The organism is Accumulibacter sp., from assembly GCF_023806625.1.
In the GTDB taxonomy this organism is placed as follows: domain Bacteria; phylum Pseudomonadota; class Gammaproteobacteria; order Burkholderiales; family Rhodocyclaceae; genus Accumulibacter.
The window spans coordinates 74,408-94,705 of sequence record NZ_JAMTDX010000008.1 but is presented as its reverse complement, the minus strand read 5'-3'; the positions used below and the strand labels follow the sequence as shown (position 1 = coordinate 94,705).

21 protein-coding genes are annotated in these 20,298 nt (G+C 65.0%); 18 read left to right on the top strand and 3 right to left on the bottom strand.

Translation table 11 applies throughout. The features are described from left to right. Positions 1-59: 59 nt before the first annotated feature. The 9 genes from NFW05_RS01630 (at position 60) to NFW05_RS01590 (ending at position 7,062) form a co-directional block, all read left to right on the top strand. Positions 60-554: a YceD family protein gene (locus tag NFW05_RS01630; RefSeq protein WP_295302205.1), complete on the top strand. Its 495-nt coding sequence runs from the start codon at positions 60-62 to the stop codon at positions 552-554. A 164-nt stretch (positions 555-718) separates the two neighbouring features. Continuing rightward, positions 719-898 (top strand): 50S ribosomal protein L32, encoded by a 180-nt coding sequence (gene rpmF / locus NFW05_RS01625; protein WP_295302202.1) that lies wholly within the window; start codon positions 719-721, stop codon positions 896-898. A 69-nt stretch (positions 899-967) separates the two neighbouring features. Continuing rightward, entirely contained in the window at positions 968-1,981 is a 1,014-nt protein-coding gene (gene plsX, locus NFW05_RS01620) for a phosphate acyltransferase PlsX (protein ID WP_295302200.1), read from the top strand. Between the two features lies 1 nt (position 1,982). After that, positions 1,983-2,942, top strand: coding sequence for a beta-ketoacyl-ACP synthase III (locus NFW05_RS01615; protein ID WP_295302198.1), 960 nt, complete (start codon positions 1,983-1,985; stop codon positions 2,940-2,942). An 11-nt stretch (positions 2,943-2,953) separates the two neighbouring features. Next, entirely contained in the window at positions 2,954-3,898 is a 945-nt protein-coding gene (gene fabD / locus NFW05_RS01610; protein ID WP_295302196.1) for an ACP S-malonyltransferase, read from the top strand. Further along, positions 3,895-4,644, top strand: coding sequence for a 3-oxoacyl-ACP reductase FabG (fabG, locus tag NFW05_RS01605; RefSeq protein ID WP_295302194.1), 750 nt, complete (start codon positions 3,895-3,897; stop codon positions 4,642-4,644). Before fabD ends, fabG begins: the two co-directional genes overlap by 4 nt. 379 nt (positions 4,645-5,023) lie before the next feature. After that, on the top strand, positions 5,024-5,260 hold the full coding sequence (acpP, locus tag NFW05_RS01600) for an acyl carrier protein (protein ID WP_295302192.1): 237 nt from the start codon (positions 5,024-5,026) through the stop codon (positions 5,258-5,260). Positions 5,261-5,373: 113 nt separating this feature from the next. Then, on the top strand, positions 5,374-6,612 hold the full coding sequence (gene fabF / locus NFW05_RS01595; RefSeq protein WP_295302190.1) for a beta-ketoacyl-ACP synthase II: 1,239 nt from the start codon (positions 5,374-5,376) through the stop codon (positions 6,610-6,612). Positions 6,613-6,627: 15 nt separating this feature from the next. After that, the gene (locus NFW05_RS01590) at positions 6,628-7,062 is read left to right on the top strand and encodes a protein YgfX (protein WP_295302187.1); all 435 of its coding nucleotides are present in this window, start codon (positions 6,628-6,630) and stop codon (positions 7,060-7,062) included. Here the strand turns inward: NFW05_RS01590 and nadB are convergent. The 3 genes from nadB to NFW05_RS01575 all read right to left on the bottom strand — a co-directional run bounded on the left by nadB (position 7,034) and on the right by NFW05_RS01575 (position 10,091). After that, on the bottom strand, positions 7,034-8,617 hold the full coding sequence (gene nadB / locus NFW05_RS01585) for an L-aspartate oxidase (protein ID WP_295302186.1): 1,584 nt from the start codon (positions 8,615-8,617) through the stop codon (positions 7,034-7,036). The genes NFW05_RS01590 and nadB overlap by 29 nt on opposite strands. A 212-nt stretch (positions 8,618-8,829) precedes the next feature. After that, positions 8,830-9,147 carry a hypothetical protein gene (locus tag NFW05_RS01580; RefSeq protein ID WP_295302185.1) on the bottom strand — a complete coding sequence of 106 codons (318 nt, stop codon included), beginning with the start codon at positions 9,145-9,147 and terminating at the stop codon, positions 8,830-8,832. A 122-nt stretch (positions 9,148-9,269) separates the two neighbouring features. After that, on the bottom strand, positions 9,270-10,091 hold the full coding sequence (locus NFW05_RS01575) for a methyltransferase (RefSeq protein WP_295302184.1): 822 nt from the start codon (positions 10,089-10,091) through the stop codon (positions 9,270-9,272). Between the two features lie 129 nt (positions 10,092-10,220). Between NFW05_RS01575 and ylqF the strand changes: the two genes are divergently transcribed. From ylqF to NFW05_RS01530, 9 genes are all read left to right on the top strand, one after another. Continuing rightward, positions 10,221-11,165 (top strand): ribosome biogenesis GTPase YlqF, encoded by a 945-nt coding sequence (gene ylqF, locus NFW05_RS01570; RefSeq protein ID WP_295302183.1) that lies wholly within the window; start codon positions 10,221-10,223, stop codon positions 11,163-11,165. Positions 11,166-11,179: 14 nt separating this feature from the next. Then, positions 11,180-12,082: an acyltransferase gene (locus tag NFW05_RS01565; protein ID WP_295302181.1), complete on the top strand. Its 903-nt coding sequence runs from the start codon at positions 11,180-11,182 to the stop codon at positions 12,080-12,082. A 352-nt stretch (positions 12,083-12,434) separates the two neighbouring features. After that, complete coding sequence (locus tag NFW05_RS01560) at positions 12,435-15,125, top strand: LuxR C-terminal-related transcriptional regulator (RefSeq protein WP_295302179.1); 2,691 nt, start codon at positions 12,435-12,437, stop codon at positions 15,123-15,125. A gap of 327 nt (positions 15,126-15,452) precedes the next feature. After that, complete coding sequence (locus NFW05_RS01555; protein ID WP_366918255.1) at positions 15,453-16,121, top strand: AAA family ATPase; 669 nt, start codon at positions 15,453-15,455, stop codon at positions 16,119-16,121. Continuing rightward, entirely contained in the window at positions 16,118-16,813 is a 696-nt protein-coding gene (locus tag NFW05_RS01550; protein WP_295302177.1) for a hypothetical protein, read from the top strand. Before NFW05_RS01555 ends, NFW05_RS01550 begins: the two co-directional genes overlap by 4 nt. A 194-nt stretch (positions 16,814-17,007) precedes the next feature. Continuing rightward, on the top strand, positions 17,008-17,646 hold the full coding sequence (locus NFW05_RS01545; protein WP_295302176.1) for a DUF47 family protein: 639 nt from the start codon (positions 17,008-17,010) through the stop codon (positions 17,644-17,646). 13 nt (positions 17,647-17,659) lie between these two features. After that, positions 17,660-18,673, top strand: a complete 1,014-nt coding sequence (locus NFW05_RS01540) for an inorganic phosphate transporter (RefSeq protein ID WP_295302174.1) — start codon at positions 17,660-17,662, stop codon at positions 18,671-18,673. Between the two features lie 101 nt (positions 18,674-18,774). Further along, positions 18,775-19,410, top strand: coding sequence for a DUF47 family protein (locus NFW05_RS01535; RefSeq protein WP_295302173.1), 636 nt, complete (start codon positions 18,775-18,777; stop codon positions 19,408-19,410). Between the two features lie 199 nt (positions 19,411-19,609). Beyond that, positions 19,610-20,290 (top strand): TIGR00153 family protein, encoded by a 681-nt coding sequence (locus NFW05_RS01530; protein WP_295302172.1) that lies wholly within the window; start codon positions 19,610-19,612, stop codon positions 20,288-20,290. The last annotated feature ends 8 nt before the right edge of the window (positions 20,291-20,298 follow it).

Below are 20,298 nucleotides of genomic sequence, written 5' to 3'. Positions count from 1 at the left end.
GCAGATCGTCGGCTGGCGGCTTTGACTTCAAAAGGTGAAGATAATATCATGCGCGCCTTATGTCGCAACGGACGCTGATTGACAGCGACGCTTTCTGCCGCGAGGGCGGAGTTCTGCACGGCGAGGTGCCGGTCGCCACGTTGACTCGGCTCTTCGACTTGCTGGCCGACCCTGCGGGTTCGCTGGTCTATCGCCTCGCAGGCGGGGCGGCGTCGCGCGGCAGGGGGCTGCTGGTCGTTGAAGTGCAGGGAGTTCTGGCGTTGTGCTGCCAGCGCTGCCTGGAAGCGATCGAGTATCCGCTGCGGCTGCGCAGCCTGATCGAGTTCGTCGAGGACGAGGATGACCTGACGCAGGAGCAACTGGAAGACGACTCGCGGGATTTTCTGCCGCATCAGAAGGCACTCGACGTCGAGTCGCTGATCGAGGACGAGATCCTCCTCGCGCTTCCCGTCGCGCCGCGGCACGACGATTGCCACCTGCCGGTTGGCGGTGGGGAGTCGGAGAGGGTTTCGCCCTTCTCGGTGCTCGCCGGGATGGCCGCGAGAAGGAACTGAGAGTTTGTGAAGAAATCGTCGCGAGCAGGGCGAGATGCACGGCGCAAGCGAGCGAATGGCGAGACATGTAGACAGGCGAGGAGTGAGCGACCGGACAACGGCGCCGATCGGTGGCGCAGCAGATTTGGCCGGAAGCTCTGAGTCTGATTTTCCTGGAGTGCGTTATGGCTGTACAGCAGAACAAGAAGTCTCCGTCGAGGCGCGGCATGCACCGTGCACACGATTTCCTGAGCGCCCCGCCGTTGGCAGTCGAGCCGACGACCGGGGAGGTCCACCTGCGCCATCACGTGAGCCCCACGGGGTTCTATCGGGGCAAGAAGGTCGCCAAGGGTTCCGGGGAGTGATTCCGGCGGATCGGGCAGGCAGCTTCATCCGATGGTGAACTGCCTGCCTTTTCTTTTTCGGGAATGCGGATGAGCATCACCGTCGCCGTCGACTGCATGGGGGGTGACCATGGGCCGAGGGTCACGGTTCCCGCGGCTCTCGACCTCGTGCGCGACCGATCCGACCTGCGGGTGGTTCTCGTTGGCCTGGACGACAGCCTCCGGCCCCTGCTGGGTAGCGCGGGAGGCGGTCGAGTCGCGATCCGTCACGCCAGTGAAGTCGTGGAGATGGACGAGTCGCCTGCCTTGGCCCTGCGCAACAAGAAGGACTCGTCGATGCGCGTGGCCGTCGATCTCGTCAAGCAGGGCGAGGCGGACGCCTGTGTTTCGGCGGGGAACACCGGCGCCCTGATGGCCGTGTCCCGCTTCGTCCTCAAGATGTTGCCAGGGATCGATCGCCCGGCGATCTGCGCGGTTCTGCCGACGTTGAAGGGTCACACGCATGTTCTCGACCTGGGTGCGAATGTCGACTGCACGCCGGACCATCTGCTGCAGTTCGCGATCATGGGCACTTCGCTCGTCGCCGCGATCGAGCATCGCGATCGCCCGACGGTCGGCATCCTCAACATTGGCGAAGAAGAGATCAAGGGCAACGACGTCGTGAAACGCGCTGCCGAATTGCTCTGGGAGTCCGGCCTCAACTTCGTCGGCAATGTCGAGGGTGATGGAATCTACAAGGGCGACGCCGACGTGATCGTCTGCGATGGCTTCGTCGGCAACGTGGCTCTCAAGGCATCGGAAGGTCTGGCGCAACTTCTGGCCACCTTCCTCCGTCAGGAATTCAGCCGCAATCCGCTGACCCGGGCGGCGGCCCTCTTTGCGCTGCCGATGCTCAATCGCTTCCGGAAGCGTGTCGATCACCGCCAGTACAACGGGGCGACACTGCTCGGCCTGAAGGGCATCGTCGTCAAGAGCCACGGCTCGGCTGATTCGCTGGCTTTCCGGCGGGCTCTGGAGAGGGCCGCAGACGAAGCGGGCAGCGGCGTTCTGGGGCGAATCAGCGAACGGGTTGCGCAGCGGCAACCGCTTCGGGAGACGGCGTAGGATGTTCTCGCGAATCACCGGGATCGGCAGCTTCCTGCCCGGCGAGCCGGTCAGCAACGCTGACCTGGCTCGGCGCGGGATCGAAACCAACGATGAGTGGATCGCCAGCCGGACCGGAATCAGGTTCCGTCACCTCGCGGAGGGCGCCGAGACCTCGAGCGGCCTGGGTCTCGAGGCGAGTACCCGGGCGCTTGCCGCAGCCGGCGTTGAAGCAGCGGATCTCGATCTGATCATCGTCGCGACGTCGACGCCCGATTTCATCTTCCCGAGCACCGCCTGCCTGCTCCAGGGCAAGCTGGGCAATCGGGGCGCGACTGCATTCGACGTGCAAGCCGTGTGCAGCGGCTTCGTCTATGCGCTCGTCGTTGCCGACAAGTTCATCCGCTCGGGCAGTCATCGCCGCGCCCTGGTCGTCGGCGCAGAGGTCTTCTCACGGATACTCGACTGGTCGGAGCGGGGAACCTGCGTCCTTTTCGGCGATGGCGCGGGTGCCGTCGTGCTCGAAGCTTCCGATCGGCCCGGCATCCTGAGTACCGCGTTGCATGCCGACGGCGCGCATCACGGCATCCTGTCGGTGCCAGGCAGTGTTTCGGGCGGCAAGGTCATCGGCGATCCGTTTCTGCGGATGGATGGACAGGCAGTGTTCAAGTTCGCCGTGCGTGTGCTCGCCGAAGTCGGCGAGGAGTGCTGCGCAGCGGCAGGGATCCCTCCTTCGGCGGTCGACTGGCTGATTCCGCACCAGGCGAACGTGCGCATCATCGAGGCCACGGCGAAGAAGATGAGGATGCCGATGGACAGGGTGGTCGTCACCGTCGATCGACATGGCAACACGTCGGCCGCGTCGGTGCCTCTGGCGCTCGACGAGGCCGTTCGTGACGGACGGATCCGCCCGGGACACAAGGTCCTGCTCGAAGGCGTTGGCGGTGGTTTCACCTGGGGTGCGGTCCTGCTCGAGTTCTGAAAGGCACAGACATGGCTTTCGCTTTCGTTTTTCCCGGTCAGGGCTCGCAGTCGGTCGGGATGATGTCGGCCTACGGCGATTCTGCGGTGATCCGGGCCACTTTCGCCGAGGCATCGGAGGCTCTCGACGAGGATTTGTGGAGCTTGCTCGCCGAGGGGCCTGCCGATGCGTTGGCACAGACGGTCAACACCCAGCCCGTGATGCTTGCGGCGGGGGTGGCGGTCTATCACCTGTGGCTCGACCGGGGGGGAAGGGTTCCGGCAGTGGTCGCCGGTCACAGCCTCGGCGAATACTCGGCGCTGGTCGCAGCGGGGGTGATCGCCTTTGCTGATGCCGTGCCGCTCGTGCGCCTGCGTGCTGCGGCGATGCAGGAAGCGGTGCCGCTGGGCACCGGCGCGATGGCTGCGATTCTCAATCTCGACGACGAGACGATTGCCGAGGCCTGCAGCGAGGCCCAGGCGGCGATCGGTGGTGGATCGGTCGTCGAGCCGGTCAATTTCAACGGGCCCGGGCAGACGGTGATCGCCGGCAGTCGGGCGGCGGTCGAAAGGGCGTGCGAGCTGTGCAAGGCGCGTGGTGCAAAACGGGCGCTTCTCCTGCCAGTCTCGGCTCCTTTCCACTCTTCGCTGATCAGGCCAGCCGCGGACCGACTTGCCGAGCGTCTTGCGGACCTGAGCTTCGCAGAGCCGCAGTTGCCGGTGATCAACAACGTGGACGTGGCGATCGAGGTCGAGCCTCTGAAGATCAAGGAGGCACTGGTCCGCCAGGCGTATTCGCCGGTACGCTGGGTCGAGACGATTCGCCGGATCGCGGCGATCGACGGCCTGACGACGGTGGCCGAATGCGGTCCGGGTAAGGTTCTCGCCGGACTGACCCGGCGCTGCGCCGACAGCTTGGCCAGTGTCGCCCTGGCCGACCTGGCCGCGCTCGACAACGCAATCGCAACGTTGGAGTGACGACGATGCTGGACAGGCAGGTGGCACTGGTGACGGGCGCGTCTCGCGGAATCGGACAGGCGATCGCCCTGGCGTTGGCGGCCAGGGGAGCGTGCGTGGTCGGTACGGCGACGACCGTCGAGGGAGCCGCAAGAGTCTCGGCGATGCTCGGCGAAGCGGGTGGCAAGGGAGAAGGTGCACTCCTCGATGTGCGCGACGGCGGACAGGTGGACGCGCTGATCGCTCAGATCGAGAAGACCCACGGGGCAGTTTCGATCCTGGTCAATAACGCCGGCATCACCCGCGACAATCTGGCCATGCGGCTCAAGGACGAGGACTGGGACACGGTGCTCGATACCGACCTGAAGGCCGTCTTCAGGCTCTCGCGCGCCGTACTGCGCGGCATGATGAAGGCTCGTTACGGGCGAATCATCAATGTGACGTCGGTCGTCGGCCACGCCGGAAATCCTGGCCAGGCCAACTACTGTGCGGCCAAGGCCGGCGTCGGGGGAATGACTCGGGCGCTTGCTCGAGAGCTTGGCAGCCGGAACATCACGGTCAATTGCGTTGCTCCCGGGCTGATCGACACCGACATGACCAGGTCGCTCGACGACCGGCAGAGGGAGGCGCTGCTGGCCAGCATTCCGCTCGGCCGGTTGGGTGCCCCCGGAGACGTTGCCGCGGCGGTGGCTTTTCTCGCTTCGGCCGACGCGGGCTACATCACCGGAACGACCGTGCATGTCAATGGCGGCATGTTCATGGGCTGAGAGGTTGCGAGGAAATCGTCGCGAGCCGGCCGAGATGGCCCGCGCCAGGGAAGCGGAGGGTCCCTTCCTTTCCCTCATGGAGCGAATGCCGAGACCTATCGGATCGATACGCGAGAGCGAAGGCGGGGTTGCGCGCAGCATGCTGCGCGCCGCCGTAGCCGGGCGGTCAGGCAAGACCGGCCGTTGGGGAAGTGAGTGGGCAACAGCGCAGAGTGGCCGCGCAGTCGATTGATGCACAACCCTCTGGTTAGCGGCTCCACTTCGCGGGCTCGCGGGCCCGGGGACTCGCCGCTGCGTTCTGATGATTGGCAAAGAAGCGGCCTGTTTGCTAGAATGCCGCATTTTGTTTGATGTGTGAATCCAAGGAAGGATTAGTTCGATGGAAAATGTTGAGCAGCGGGTCAAGAAGATCGTCGCCGAACAGCTCGGAGTGAATGAAGCCGACATCAAGAATGAATCGTCATTCGTCGACGATCTAGGGGCCGATTCGCTGGATACGGTCGAACTGGTGATGGCTCTCGAAGAGGAATTCGAATGCGAGATCCCGGACGACGAGGCTGAGAAGATCACCACCGTCCAGCAGGCCATCGACTACGTCATCGCCCACAAGAAGTAGTCATCGACCTTCCGGGCTTCGGGCACGCTGCCACCGGAGTCACCCGCGCGCCGGCCAGGCTCGGCGGCGGAGGGGCAGGTCCCGGAGACGTTTTCGCGATCGGAGTACTGAACGTGGCACGTCGCAGAGTCGTCGTCACAGGATTGGGGATCGTTTCTCCAGTTGGCAATAGCGTTGCCGAAGCCTGGAATAATGTCCTTGCGGGTCGTTCGGGGATAGACACGATCACCCGTTTCGACGCTTCGAGCTTCCCGGTGCGGATCGCGGGAGAAGTGCGCGGGTTCGATGTCGCCGCGTATGTGCCGGCGAAGGACGCGCGGCGCATGGACGTGTTCATCCACTATGGGATGGCGGCGGCGATTCAGGCGATTCGCGACGCAGGGCTCGACGGCTCGGCAGTCGATCCGGAAAGGATCGGAGTCTCGATAGGTTCCGGGATCGGCGGTCTGCCGATGATCGAGAGCACGGTCGGCGATTTCCTGGCCGGCGGAGTCCGCAAGGTCTCGCCCTTCTTCGTACCGGGTTCGATCATCAACATGATCTCCGGAAACCTTTCGATCATGTTCGGCTATCGCGGTCCCAATCTCTCGCTGGTCAGCGCCTGTGCTTCGGGAACGCACAGCATTGGCGACGCCGGGCGCTGGATCGAGTACGGTGACGCGGACGTGATGCTCGCCGGTGGCGCGGAGGGTTGCGTTTCGAAGCTTGGCTTGGGTGGCTTCTGCGCGCCCCGTGCGCTGTCTACGCGCAACGACGATCCTCAGACCGCCAGCCGTCCGTGGGATCGGGACCGGGACGGCTTCGTCCTCGGAGAAGGCGCCGGCGTCGTCGTGCTTGAGGAACTCGAGCACGCCAGAGCCCGCGGGGCGAAGATCTATTGCGAACTGGTGGGTTTCGGCATGAGTTCGGACGCGTTCCACATGACCGCCCCGTGTGAGAACGGCGAGGGTGCGGCCCGCTGCATGCTCAATGCCTTGCGCAACGCCGGGGTGAACCCGAACGAAGTCCAGTACATCAATGCCCACGGGACGTCGACGCCGCTTGGCGACAAGGCCGAGACGACGGCGGTCAAGCGGGCTTTCGGTGACCATGCCCGCGACTTGGTGGTCAATTCGACGAAGTCGATGACCGGTCATCTGCTCGGCGCGGCCGGAGGGATCGAGGCCGTATTCACGGTGCTCGCGGTCCATCAGCAGATTTCGCCGCCGACGATCAACATCTTCAATCAGGACGAGGCCTGCGATCTCGACTACTGTGCGAACGAAGCTCGCCAGCTGAAGATCGACGTCGGACTCTCGAATTCTTTCGGGTTTGGCGGCACGAACGCCACGGTGGCGTTCAGGCGCGTCTAGCCGCGTCAGCCTGCGGTGCAGCTGCCGACGCGGGTGGGGTTGCACCGCTCGCCGCGTCTGTTGCTCATCGTGCTTATTGCACACCTGCTGGCTGCAGGTTGCGCGGGGCTGTTGCCATGGGCCGAAGCGGCCAGATACCTGCTCCTGGCGATCGTCGTTGCATCGCTCTGGCGCGTCCTGCGACCGCCGGTGGTCGTCGGCCTGCGCCTCGGCAGGGCCGGCGAACTGACCCTGGAACTCGCCTCAGGCGAACAGCTTCGGGCGGCCGTGCTCGCCGACACCGCTGTCTTCCGTGCCCTGGTCGTCCTGCGCGTTCAGGAATCAGACCGCCGGAAACGCTGGAGCATCGTCCTGTTGCCCGACAGCATGAGCGGCGCGGACCATCGGCTGCTGCGTCTGTGGTTGCGCTGGCTTGCCCAACCTAGCGAGCAGACGGCCGACGGCGTCTGATCACCGTGTTGCGTGCCCGCGGCAGCGTATCCGGATAGTTGCGGCTGAAGTGCAGGCCGCGACTCTCGCGGCGCCGGAGCGCGCAACGGATGATCAGGTCGGCGGTGACGACGAGGTTGCGCAGTTCGATCAGATCGTGGCTGACGCGGAAATGCGAGTAGAAGTCTTCGATCTCGCGCCCGAGCAGGCGGACCCGGTTTTGGGCACGCTGCAGGCGCTTCGTCGTGCGCACGATTCCGACGTAATCCCACATGAAGCGTCGCAATTCGTCCCAGTTGTGGGCAATGACGATTTCCTCGTCGGGGTCGCTGACCCGACTGGCGTCCCATGCGGGCAGTGGTGGCTGGTCTTCTTCGGCTTGCCCGAGAATGTCATTGGCCGCGGCTTCGGCGAAGACCAGACATTCGAGCAGCGAGTTGCTAGCCAGTCGGTTGGCCCCGTGGAGGCCCGTGCATGAGGCTTCGCCGGCGACGTAGAGGCCCGCGATGTCGGTTCGCGCACGCAGGTCGCTGATCACCCCGCCACAGGTGTAGTGGGCCGCCGGAACGACGGGAATCGGTTCCCGTGTGAGGTCGATTCCGAGATCGAGGCAGCGCCCGAGGATGTTCGGGAAATGTTCGGCGAGAAAATCTGCAGACTTGTGCGAGATGTCCAGATAGACGCAATCGAGGCCGCGCTTCTTCATCTCGAAATCGATCGCGCGGGCGACGACGTCGCGCGGCGCGAGTTCGGCTCGCGGGTCGTGGCGCGGCATGAAGCGGCTGCCGTCGGGCAGCAGCAGGCGACCTCCCTCCCCGCGAACGGCCTCGGAAATCAGAAAAGACTTGGCCTGGGGATGATAGAGGCAGGTCGGGTGAAACTGGATGAATTCCATGTTCGCGATCCGGCAACCGGCCCTCCAGGCCATCGCAATCCCGTCACCCGTCGACGTGTCGGGGTTGGTCGTGTAGAGATAGACCTTCCCTGCTCCGCCGGCAGCGATCAGCGTGCTTCTCGCTCCGATGGTCAGCACCTCGCCGCTGCCGTTGTCCAGGACATAGGCTCCGAGGCAGCGCTGGTCGGGCAAACCGAGCTTGTCACTGGTGATCAGGTCGATGGCGATGTGATTCTCGAGGACGGTGATGTTCGGGTGCCGGCGGACCTTCCCGCTCAAGGTGTTCTGGACGGCGAGGCCGGTGGCATCGGCGACGTGGATTACCCTCCGCGCGCTGTGGCCCCCTTCGCGGGTCAGATGATAGCCATCGGCGTCGCGCGTGAAGGGAACGCCTTGGGCGATCAGCCAGTCGACGGCTCGCCTGCCATTCTCGATGACGAATCGGGTCGTCCGTGGATCGTTGAGATAGGCGCCGGCGGTCAGCGTGTCGCGGATGTGCGCTTCGATCGAATCGCGGTTGTCGAGGACCGCCGCGATTCCGCCCTGCGCCCAGCTCGACGCGCTATCCTCGAGCGTGCGCTTGCTGATCAGCGCCACCGTGCGTTGGTCGGCGAGCCGCAGGGCGGTAGCTTGTCCGGCCAGACCGCTGCCGATGATGAGGACGTCGAAGCAAAGACGCAAGACCGGACTTTCCTGCCAATGAGGGGCCCGAACTATAACATGGGATCATGCGTCGGGCTGCCCAGGGCGTGCGTGGGCGATCGAGAAGTCGTCGAGGGTGGGCCAACACGATGGGCGAGGACCAGCGACGGAGGCGACCCGCCTGGCCGGGAAGGCGGGAAACGACGGGGGCCAGCGCAGATCCGCGGCAGGGCGGTTTGCCTGGCCTCGGCTCAGGCGAACCGCGCGGTGGTCCACGCGATCCCGGCGCAGACGGCGAGCAGCGAGCTGACGACCAGCGCGCCGCAGAGGCTGCGATAGACGACAGGCCGGGCTTCGCGGTCGGCGATTGCAAGGACATGCAGGGCTCCCCAGGCGACCGCAACACCGCCGAGCAACGCGACACCGAGAACCTGCAGTTCGATCGGGGTCAACGCGAACAACCGGCCAGCGTGCCACGGAACTGCGAGAAAGGCTCCGAATGTCCAGAAGAGCGCGATGCTCCCGGCTGCGCAGAGAGCAGCCGCCCCGCGGGTGATCCATCTTTCCATTCTTGCCTCCAGTGTCGTGGCCGTCCGCGCACCCGGGCCGCCCCGGGGCGACTTCGCCTGTGGGGATCGTTACCCGGCGAGGACCCCGCCTGGCAGTCCCTGCGGGAAACTCTGTCAGGCGTTCAGCAGAGGAAACGCTGGCGCAGTTCATCGAGGTCGAGTGCGTCGAGGATCTGCTCGATGCGCAGCCGCGCATCGCCGCGCCGCGATCCGGTGTACCGGGCTACGACCAGCTCGTTCTTCAACGAGTGCTCCCAGCCGACGAGCTCGGTCACCGTAACGCGGTAACCGTGGGCCTCGAGTTGCAGGCAGCGCAGGACGTTGGTCACCAGACTGCCGAATTCGCGAGTGTGAATCGGATGTCGCCAGAGTTCGGAAAGGGCGGTGCGGGCGAGCGATTCGCTCTTCCGTGAGCGCAGCAGCGCGGCGACTTCAGCCTGGCAGCACGGGACGACGACCAGGCAGGCTGCCTGCCGCTGCAAGGCACAACGAATCGCATCGTCGGTGGTCGTGTCGCAGGCGTGCAGGGCGGTGACCATGTCCACGGTCTTGGGGAGCGCGGGGGAGGCGATCGCCTCTTCTGCACTCATCTGGAGAAAGCTCATCCGTGTGAAGCCGAGCCGTCCGGCGAGCTTCCTCGATCGCTCGACGAGGTCCGGACGCGTCTCGACGCAGTAGATGTGCCCCTTGTCCCGGGTTCTGAAAAACAGGTCGTAAAGAATGAAGCCGAGGTAGGACTTCCCGGCGCCGTGGTCGACGAGACTGAGCTTCGCGCCTGCTGATTCGAGTTCGTCGAGCAGCGGCTCGACGAGCTGGTACAGGTGCTGAACCTGTTTGAGCTTTCGCCGGCTATCCTGGTTGAGCCTGCCGTCGCGGGTCAGGATGTTCAGTTGCTTGAGCAGTTCGATCGACTGCTGGGGCCTGATTTCGGGAATCGCCGGCAAGGCCTGGTGGTCCTGAGGTGGGTCGAGCGCGCATTCTAGCGCGTCCGGGGCCGGCGGGGCCCCGGTGAAAGCGGCCGGTCTGCTTCGGGCAGTGGGATAATCGGTGATGTTTCATCCGGATGGTGTGTGATGGTCATTCAGTGGTACCCGGGTCACATGAACTCGGCGCGCAAGAAGGCGGCTGAAGCGATGGCGGCGATCGACGTGGTCATCGAGGTCGTCGACGCCCGCCTTCCCGAAGCGAGCACCAACCCGCTGATCCGTGAGCTTCGTCTGCAGCGCCAGCGGCCTTGCCTCAAGGTTCTCAACAAGGCCGATCTCGCCGACCCGGTGGTCACGGGCGCGTGGATCGCCCACTACAATCGGCAGGACGGGGTGCACGCGCTGGCCCTGTCGTGCAGGAAGGCCGGGGAGGTCGCGCGCCTTCCTGCTCTCTGTCAGGCGCTGGCACCGCACCGCAACGACAACACGAAGCCTTTGAGGATGATCATCATGGGTATACCGAACGTCGGCAAGTCGACGTTGATGAACGTGCTGCTGCGGCGCAAGCTGGCCAGGGTCGGCGACGAGCCCGCGCTGACCCGCGCGCAGCAGACCACCCAGATCGACATCCGGCATTCGCTGACCGACACGCCAGGGCTGCTCTGGCCGAAGATCGAGTATCCGAACGACGGCCTGATGCTCGCGGCGAGCAATGCCGTCGGCCGCAATGCGGTGATCGACGAGGAAGTGGCGAGTTTTCTGGCCGGTCTGCTGCTGTCTCGCTATCCGGCACGGCTCGCCGGGCGCTACGGTCTGAGCGCCGAAGCGATCGCCGGCGGTGATGCCGCGACCGTGATCGAGCAGCTTGCGCGGCGCCGTGGGCTGCTCCTCAGGGGCGGTGCGGTCGACCTGGAGAAGGCAGCCCGGGTCCTCCTTCAAGATTACCGGGAAGGCCTGCTCGGACGGATCAGCCTGGAGACCCCGGAGACGCGCCGGGCGATGCTCGCTGGGGCAAGCGCGGCAGACCGGGCGGCTGTGCCGGACGACGACTCGCGCGGCCACGGGGAGTGTTGCCCAACAGTGTCCGCATGAAAGACTGACCGGCGATGCTCACTTTCCTTCCTTCCCCGCTGATCGGCCTGATCGCCTGTCTGCTGCTCGGGCTGAACATTCTGATCTGGGTGCCGCTGCTGCTCGTCCTGGCGACGCTCAAGCTGATCCTGCCGTTCAGGTTCGTTCGCCTCCGCCTGGACCCACTGCTCGTCGGCGTTGCCGAGGCCTGGATAGCCGGCAACGGCGGATGGATGTGGCTGACCCAGAACGCCGACTGGGACGTCCAGGGAGTCGACGGACTCGATCGGTGGGGCTGGTACCTGGTCAACTGCAATCACCAGTCGTGGGCCGACATCTTCGTCCTGCAGCGCGTGCTGACCGGGCGAATCCCCTTGCTCAAGTTCTTCCTCAAGCAGCAACTGCTCTGGGTGCCGGTCATGGGGCTGGCCTGGTGGGCGCTCGATTTTCCGTTCATGCGCCGGCACAGCGAGGAGACCCTCAGCAAACGCCCCGACTTGCGGGCCCGGGACCAGGAGGCGACGCGTCAGGCCTGCGCGAAGTTCTCGCTGATTCCGACCAGCGTGATGAACTTCTGCGAGGGGACGCGGTTTACCGTCGCCAAGCATCAGCGCCAGCGCTCGCCCTACCGGCATCTGCTCAGGCCCAAGGCAGGGGGCATGGCACTCGCGCTGAACGTGATGGGCGAGAAGTTCCGCGCGATTCTCGACGTGACGATCGTCTACCCCGACGGCGCGCCGAACTTCTGGGAGTTCCTCTGCGGCCGGATGAGGCGGGTGCGCGTGCGCGTACATCCCTTGCCCGTTCCGGCAGACCTGACTCGTGCCGACTATGCTGGCGACCCGATGGTCCGCGAGGCCTTCCAGCGATGGATTCAGTCGATCTGGGAGGCGAAGGACAGGGAGATCGCTCAGCTGCTCGACGAGCCGCGGCGCTGAGCGGTGGGTCAGGGATCGTCATCAACACGCCGGGAACCCCGCGCCAGCGCGGACGACGAGTCACGCCGGGAGGAAAGACGGATGCGCAAACTGCATGTCGCGAAGCAGCGATCACCTTTCCCGAGCGAGTTGGCGCAGTGCCGGTGAGCGTCACCGAACGGGATGCAGCGTTGGCTGGCCGACTTGCGCAGTTGCCGGGCTTCCCCGAGATCATCGGGGGCGCGGGGACGCAGCCCCCGATCGACAAGCAACGTCGGGCATCCTGTCAGGAACCCTGCGCGCGAAGTAGGGACTAAGGAGCCTGTTCGACTGTTCATCGTTCGCTGCTCTCGCGCAGCAGGATCGGCCCGCCATGCTTCCCCCCGTCCAGATCGTGCGCCGCAAGCTTCAGCGTCCGAGGATCGTTGGTGACCTGGTCGAGCGGCAGGAACTGCTCAGCGATCTCGATGCGGCCAGCCGGTTGCCGCTGACGCTGGTCCATGCTCCGCCGGGGTACGGCAAGACCACACTCGTGGTCAGCTGGATCGAGAGTCGTGAGGGCCTGTCGGCGTGGCTGTCGCCCGATACCGAGGACAGCGATCCGCGGGTTTTCCTCAGCTATCTGGTCGCTGCCATCCAGAGTGCATTCCCCGATGCCTGCACGGCGACGCTGGCCTGCCTGGCTGATGGCGAGACGTCACTGCCGGTCCTCGCCGGCGCGTTGAGCAACGATCTCGACGCACTGCCGGCGCCGCTGGTGGTGGTCATCGACGACTTTCAACGGATCGTATCGCCCTCGACGCATGCGCTGCTCGATCGCCTCCTGCTGCGCCCCCCCGATCGCCTTCATCTCGTGCTGATCTCGCGAACGCTGCCGCCCCTTTCGCTGGGCGCTTTGCGTGTCCGCGAGGCGCTCAGCGAGATCGGGATGCGCGAGCTTCGCCTGAGTACCCGTGAAGCAGCGCTGGTTATCGAGCGATGCGCCGGGCGCGCCTTGCCGCCGGAGGCTCTGGAAAGGGCTTGCCAGCGTAGCGAGGGATGGCCGGCCGGCGTGAGGCTGGTTGGGCTTGCACTGCGCGCCGGGAGCGCGGACGACTGTTTCGATCAGCGCCTCAGTGCCGCAGACCCGCAGGTCCAGCAATACCTCGTCGAGGAGCTCATCGCCCGAGAGGATCCGGCTGTCCGCAATGGCTTGCTCCGCCTGGCCATCGTCGACAGCTTCTGCGTTTCGCTCGCCGCGGATCTGCTGGTCGCTGGTGTGCCACCAGCGAATCGGGAGTCCGCTGCCAGCGTCGTTGAACGCTTGATCGACGCCTCACTGTGGACCGTTCCCGTCGACGATCGGCCCGGCTGGTACCGCTACCATGTGCTGTTCCGCGAGTTCCTGCTTCTCCAACTCGCCAGGCAGTTTTCCCCAGCCGGGGCCGGCGAACTGCACCGCTACGCCTCGGGCTGGTTCGAGGCACACGGGCTGATCGAGGAAGCCCTCGACCATGCCCTGGTGGCGGGTGGTCCGGGACTGGCGAGCGAACTGCTCGTCCGCCAGTACGCTCGAGTGGTCGGACGCGACAGCCGTCATCGCCTCGAACGCTGCCTGAGCCGTCTGCCAGCCGCTGTGGTCGACAGCGATCCCGAACTCCTGCTGTTGAAGAGCTGGTTGCTCCATCATCAGGGACGTCACGTCGAGCTGGCGCGGGTTCTCCAACGAGCAGAACATGTCCTCGGTGATGGTTGCCCTGAGCTCGCCCAGCGTAGCGCCGAGAGATTCTGGCTCTGGCGCGGCCGTCTGCTGGCCCTGCGCAGTCAGCTGAGGTACCTGGAGGGGCAGGCAGACGATGCGCTCGCCTGCGCCACGGAAGCACTGCAGCGACTACCGGGCGAATACGTCGAGGAGCACGCACTGGCCTGGTCGGTTCTCGCCGGTGTCCGGCAGATGCACGGCGAGGTCGCCGACGCGCGCCGCCTGATCCACGATGCGCTGGCCTGCAGGCCGCGTGCCAGCGCAGAGGCATGGCTGGTCTCGGCGTTGTGCTTCATCGACTGGATGGCCGCCGATCTGTCGGCGCTGCTGTGGACCGCGAACGAATATTACAGGGAGACGCCTGGCGAGGCTCAGGGGTACGCCTTCATGGCCCGCTACTTCGCGGGTCTCGTGCAGTATCAGCGCAACGAACTGGCGGTCGCCGAGGCGACGCTGATCCCGGTGCTACGGCCGTATCCGGAACCTTCTCCGGGCTACCGGGCCGAGGGCTCGATGCTTCTCGCGGAGGTCTATCAGGCGCTCGGGCAAGGCGACAAGGCACGGGAGATAGTCGATGGCCTGTGCGCTCGGCTGCAGCAGAAGGGTGATTTGTCGAGGCTGTTCCGCGCTCGTGCCTGCGAGGCGGATCTGGCCCTTCGCCAGGGTCGGATCGACGCCGCGCGGGACTGGGCGCGCAGCTTCGATCCAGGTCCGGCCCCTGCCTGTTACCACCTGTCGAGGTCGCCGCACCTGACCCTGGCTCGCGTCTGGCTTGCCGATGGCGGCGCCGAAGGCCGCGAGCAGGCCGGACGGCTCCTGCAATTGCTCGAGAGCGAGCTCGTCGCCAGGCACAACACTCGCTACCTGATCGAGGTGCTCGCGCTGCAGGCATTGCTGCGACGCGCGCAGGGCGACGCAGCCGGAGCCGCCGAGCGACTGACGCGCGCGCTGGCGCTGGCAAAGCCAGCGGGCTTCGTCCGGGTCTTCGTCGATCTCGGTCACCAGCTCGTTCCGGTACTCCGGCAAGTGCACGGGGCCGGGCAGAGCACCGGATACGTCGGGCAGCTCCTCGCGGCGTTCAAGAACGACTGGCTGATCAGCGTGGAAAGGCAGCAGATCAGCGCCGAGCTGACCCGCCGGGAGCTGAAGATCCTCAGACTCCTCGCCGCCCGGTTGAGCAACCTCGAGATTTCCGAGGAACTGTGCATTTCGCGGGCCACCGTCAAGCGTCATACGCAGAACATCTACCGCAAGCTGCAGGCGTCGAGCCGCCGCGAGGCCGTCCTCCGCGCGAAATCACTCAACATCCTTCTCGACGGCTGAGAGCCGCCGTGCTCGCTGGGGCGCCAGGCGGCAGACCGCGCCAGCGATGATTCTCGCCGGGTCGCCACCAGGCGGGAGTCTGCCGGGACCGCCGGTTGGGCGACCCGCGTAGCTCCCTGCGATGACCTCGTCCGATCCGCGCGCACCCGTTGACCGTGGGCTTTCCTTGACCTGCGTCAGAGGTTCAGCACTCCGACAAAAAATGGCCCTTTTTGTGGCCCATTTTATGGACCCTTCGAGACCTCCGTGCGCTTGCCGGTGCACGCGATGATGGCATAATTGCCAGTCATGGAAACAAAATACGACGCTCACCGGGAGTCCGAATTCATGTCCATGTCAAACGGACGAGTGATCGCCATCGTTTCGCAGAAGGGCGGAGCAGGCAAGACGACGGTGGCCATTCAGCTGGCCGGCGGTCTGCAGGCGATCAACAGGTTGGTCGTCGTGGTCGACCTCGATCCACAGCAGAGCGCCTTCCGCTGGGCTGAATCGGCGCTGTTGATCGATTCGGACGTGCACCTCGACGTGCGCAAGATGTCCGGTCTGGAACTGATCAGGCACGTCGCCGAATTGCAGGACGAGGCCGACTACGTGGTCCTCGACACTCCCCCATCGATCTACCACCCATCGACTCTGGCGGCCCTGGCCGTGGCTCACCTGGCGGTCGTTCCGGCAGTGCCGGGTCCGACAGACCTCTGGTCGACGCTGGCCGTCGAGCGCCTGATCCTCAATCGCATGGAACAGAGCCACCGGCTGCGCGGCTGCATTCTTCCCAATCGCGTGCAGAACACCGCTCTCGCCGCAGACGTGCTCGAACTGCTGCATGAGTTCAGGCTGCCGATTCTGGATGCGGCGCTCGGTCAGCGCAACGCCTATCCGCAGAGCGCAGTGATCGGCGCGTCCGTCTTCCAGCTCGGTTCGGGTGCCGAAGCCGCGCAGGAAGAGGTTCGCCGGATGACTGCCGCGGTCATTGAACAACTCGGAGAGAAGTCATGACGACAACACCGGACAGCAGCAACAAGACGGCCTTGCGTGCCAGCCTGAGGAAGGAGGACGAGTCACTTGCCGAGCGCCTGGCCGAGGCCGAGGTTCCGCTCGTTCCGGTGGGTCCGCCCGATCTGCCCGTCGCGGCGGTGAGCAGCGCCGAGCCGGTGCCCGAGCCGCCCGCGGGCAAGCCTGCGGCCGGTCGTCGGGGCAAGGCTGTGGCAAAGATGAAGTCCTCCGCAAAGAGCGAGAGGCACGCGGCGGACACGAAGCCGGTCGGCTCGAAGAAGGGCGCAAGGCGGGCAAGCAGGGCGAAGGCGGCGGAGAAGGGCGCTGCGTCTTCGCAAGCGAGCGAGGTCGTGCAGAAGGCCGACAAGCCTGCCAAGTCCGGGGCAGTTGCTCCAGCGCTAAGGTCCGAATCGGCCAGCAGGACGGCGAAGATCGACGAGGCGGTGGAGAAGCTCGGAAAGGCCGCCCGGGAGAAGGGTGACAAGCTCGTGCGTTATTCGGTCGAGCTGCTGAAGAGCGAAGAGGCAGCGATCGAAGCACTGCGCACCGAACTTTCGAAAGCGGCGGGGTGGGCGACGAGCAAGTCGGACATCCTGCGCGCCGGGATTCGTGTGTTCGCCGAACAGAAGGTGGAACGGATGAAGGAGGTGCTGGCATCACTCGCCAGCCTGTCCAAGGTCAAGAAGAAAGGTTGACGAGTGGTGGATCAGCCATTGCCCAGCGGTTCGACCGACGGAGCGACCGGCAGGGGCCTCGAGCCACTGCGGCGATCCGCCCGGCCGGCGAGCCGAGCAGAGGTCTGTTCCGGGGCCGGAAGCCGACCGGCCCGGGTCCGGGGGGTTTCTTTCACTGGCAAGTGCTCGACAGAGCATTAATCGAGGGAGGTCGTATGTTCAGCAGTCTCATGCCGCAACGCAAGGAATTCTTTCAGCTTCTCGCCGCGCATTCAGAAAAGGTCGTGGCCGGGGCGAACGCCACGCTGCGTCTGATCAACAGTCTCGGTGACGGGAAGACCGACCTCGGCGCACTGGTCAATGAAGTCAACGACCACGAGCATGCGGGTGACCAGATCAAGGCCAAGGTCATCGAGCGCCTCCACCAGTCGTTCACCACGCCGATCAACCGTGACCAGATCCACTCCCTGATCGACGACCTGGACATGACCCTGAACGTGTTGCAGAGCGTGGCCAACGCGGTAGGCATGTACAACATCCGGCAGTCGACGTCCGAAGCGCGCGAACTCGCCTCGCTGAGTGCCGATGCGTGCATGCGTCTGAATCGTGCGGTAGCTGCGCTGTCCGACAAGACGCGCGGTGCCGAGACGCTCAACCTGTGCAAGGAAGTCGAGGAGATCGAGTCGAAGGCCGACAAGATCCAGCACAAGGCGATCGCCGCGCTCTTCCAGGAAGGCGCCAACCTGTGGAACACGATGAGGATGCGCGAGTTCTACTCGCTGCAGGAAGCCGTCCTGGACTGCTGTCAGGAAGCGGCCAAGATGATCGAAGAGATCCTGATCGAGAACTCCTGAGAGGTCGCGCGAAATGGAAGGCTTGACTATGAGCATCTGGACGCTGGGCGTGCTGATCGCGGTCGCCCTGGCGTTCGACTTCATGAACGGTTTTCACGACGGCGCGAACTCGATCTCGACGATCGTCGCCACCGGCGCACTGACTCCGAAGCAGGCAGTGCTGTTCGCCGCGTTCTTCAACTTCGCCGCTCTCTGGATATTCCAGCTCAAGGTCGCGGCGACGATCGGGAAGGGAACCGTAGACCCGAAGTTCGTCGACTACTACGTGATCTTCGGCGCTCTGATCGGTGCGCTGGCGTGGAACATCATCACTTGGTATTACGGCATCCCGTCGTCGTCTTCGCACGCGCTGGTCGGGGGGCTGGTCGGCGCGACGGTAGCCAAGTCGGGGACCGGCGACGCGATCATCTGGGAAGGCTTCGGCAAGATCCTCGCCTTCATCATCATCTCGCCGCTGGTCGGGATGCTCATCGGCGGTCTGCTGATGGTGCTCGTGGCGTGGATCTTCAAGAACAGGTCGCAATACCAGGCAGCCGGGTTCTTCAAGTACGCCCAGCTCTTCGCCGCCGGCGCGTACAGCCTCGGGCACGGCGGCAACGACGCGCAAAAGACGATCGGCATCATCTGGCTGCTGATGATCACCGCCGGCATGGCCACCAAGGACCAGTCGACGCTGCCGATGTGGGTCGTTTATTCGTGCTACTTCGCGATCGCCTGGGGCACCTATCTCGGCGGCTGGCGGATCGTCAAGACGATGGGCACGAAGATCACCAAGCTCAATTCGATCAGCGGCTCTTGCGCGTCGATGGGCGGTGCGATCACGCTTGGACTGGCAACGCTGGGCGGCATTCCGGTGTCGACGACGCACACGATCACCGGCGCGATCATCGGCGTCGGCGCGGCCAACGACGTCAAGGCCGTCCGCTGGGCGATAACCGGCAACCTGTTCGTCGCGTGGGTGCTGACGATTCCGGCGTCGGGACTGATCGCCGGGGTCGCCTGGTGGATCGGGACCAAGTTCCTGTGACCGAACAACTCGGCACGACCCCGGCGGCAGCGCAAGACGGTATCGCCGGGGCGCCACAGTCCGCACGACGATCGTTTCCAAAGTCATAGAGGGAGTCAGGGATGTTACCCAAGCGGAAGGAATTTTTCGATCTGCTCGCGGCGCACTGCGAGCGAGTCGAGGCCGGCGCCAGCGCGATGCTGCGCCTGGTCAGCAGCATGGGGGTCAGCAAGCAGGATGTCGCTTCGCTGGTCGAGGAAATCAACATGAACGAGGCGAGTTCCGACAAGATCAAGGCGGACATGATCGAGTTGCTGCACAAGGCCTTCGTCACCCCGCTGAACCGCGATCAGGTCTATCAGTTGACGCTGGACATCGACCGGATCATGAACTGCATCCAGGACGTGGCGATGGCGGTCAGCGACTACAACATCACCGAGTCGACGCGTGCCTCGCACGAACTGGCGGCGATGGCCGTCGAGGCGTGCTCGCGGCTGACCCGGGCGATGGCGGCGCTGAACAAGGATTCGCACAGTCCGGAGACGATGAGCCTGTGCGAGGAGATCGAGCGGATCGAGGAGAAGTCGGTTGCCGTGATGTATCAGGCGATCAAGGCCCTCTACGACGCCGAAGGTGACGATGCCGCGGCGTTGCGCGCGTATCGTCTGCAGGAGTTGTACGCGTTGCAGGAGAAGGTCTTCAGGGCGAGCAAGAAGACCGCCCAGTCGCTCGAGGAGATTCTGCTCGAGACTGCCTGATCCGCGGATTCCGGAATCGCGGCGGCGCACTGGCCTCGCGCCGGCACCCCGCTTGCGGGGGCCGGCCTCTTTTTGCCTTACAATTCCCACCTCACAGAAAGCTGGTCCGGCCGGCAGGTGAAGCTTCGCTCTGGCGCGCTTCGCTTGCCGGTACGGAGTGCTACCGCGCTAGCGCGGGACGTCTCGAGGTGGAGAGGCGATGTTATCGACGAGTCCGATGGCCGCGCTCTTTGGCAGGTCGCCATTCAAGCCGCTGCAGCAGCACATGCGCGTGGTCATCGAGTGCGTCAACGAAGTCCAGCCGCTCTTCGAAGCGCTGATCGCCGGCGAGCAGGCGCTGCTTGGCGAGATCAAACACAGGATCTTCGTCAAGGAGCGGGAGGCCGACGCTCTGCGCAACGAGATGTGCGATCAGCTGCCGAGGAGCATGCTGCTTGCCGTCGACCGGCGCGATCTGCTCGACCTTCTTGCCGTACAGGACGCGATGGCCGACACGGCACAGGACATCGCCGGCCTGCTCGTCGAACGCACGATGGACGTTCCGGCCGGGCTGGCCGATCCGTTGGTGCGCCTGGTGGTCCGCTGCACGGACACCTGCCATCAGGCTCAGCGGATCATCGACGAACTCGACCAGTTGCTCGAGACTGGTTTTCGGGGCCGCGAGCTTGCACGTGTCGAGGAAATGATCGTCGAGCTGGCGCGCATGGAGAGTGATACGGACCTCATGGGCATGGCGCTGGCGCGCGCCCTGTTCGTCGAGGAGGAGCGGCTCAAACCGGTGTCGGTGATGTTCTGGTATCAACTGATCCAATGGATCGGCAACCTCGCCGATTCCGCGGAGAAAGTGGGCGAACGCCTGCGCGTAATGATCGCGCGCTGAGCGACGGA

Bases quoted from the DNA above. Each gene is read 5' to 3' on its own strand.
- NFW05_RS01535 (WP_295302173.1), top strand. From the start codon at position 18,775: ATGTTACCCAAGCGGAAGGAATTTTTCGATCTGCTCGCGGCGCACTGC.
- NFW05_RS01565 (WP_295302181.1), top strand. From the start codon at position 11,180: ATGCTCACTTTCCTTCCTTCCCCGCTGATCGGCCTGATCGCCTGTCTG.
- NFW05_RS01550 (WP_295302177.1), top strand. From the start codon at position 16,118: ATGACGACAACACCGGACAGCAGCAACAAGACGGCCTTGCGTGCCAGC.
- NFW05_RS01540 (WP_295302174.1), top strand. From the start codon at position 17,660: ATGGAAGGCTTGACTATGAGCATCTGGACGCTGGGCGTGCTGATCGCG.
- NFW05_RS01545 (WP_295302176.1), top strand. From the start codon at position 17,008: ATGTTCAGCAGTCTCATGCCGCAACGCAAGGAATTCTTTCAGCTTCTC.
- NFW05_RS01615 (WP_295302198.1), top strand. From the start codon at position 1,983: ATGTTCTCGCGAATCACCGGGATCGGCAGCTTCCTGCCCGGCGAGCCG.
- rpmF (WP_295302202.1), top strand. From the start codon at position 719: ATGGCTGTACAGCAGAACAAGAAGTCTCCGTCGAGGCGCGGCATGCAC.
- fabD (WP_295302196.1), top strand. From the start codon at position 2,954: ATGGCTTTCGCTTTCGTTTTTCCCGGTCAGGGCTCGCAGTCGGTCGGG.
- NFW05_RS01630 (WP_295302205.1), top strand. From the start codon at position 60: ATGTCGCAACGGACGCTGATTGACAGCGACGCTTTCTGCCGCGAGGGC.
- NFW05_RS01530 (WP_295302172.1), top strand. From the start codon at position 19,610: ATGTTATCGACGAGTCCGATGGCCGCGCTCTTTGGCAGGTCGCCATTC.
- ylqF (WP_295302183.1), top strand. From the start codon at position 10,221: ATGGTCATTCAGTGGTACCCGGGTCACATGAACTCGGCGCGCAAGAAG.
- NFW05_RS01580 (WP_295302185.1), bottom strand. From the start codon at position 9,147: ATGGAAAGATGGATCACCCGCGGGGCGGCTGCTCTCTGCGCAGCCGGG.
- NFW05_RS01560 (WP_295302179.1), top strand. From the start codon at position 12,435: ATGCTTCCCCCCGTCCAGATCGTGCGCCGCAAGCTTCAGCGTCCGAGG.
- NFW05_RS01555 (WP_366918255.1), top strand. From the start codon at position 15,453: ATGTCCATGTCAAACGGACGAGTGATCGCCATCGTTTCGCAGAAGGGC.
- plsX (WP_295302200.1), top strand. From the start codon at position 968: ATGAGCATCACCGTCGCCGTCGACTGCATGGGGGGTGACCATGGGCCG.
- acpP (WP_295302192.1), top strand. From the start codon at position 5,024: ATGGAAAATGTTGAGCAGCGGGTCAAGAAGATCGTCGCCGAACAGCTC.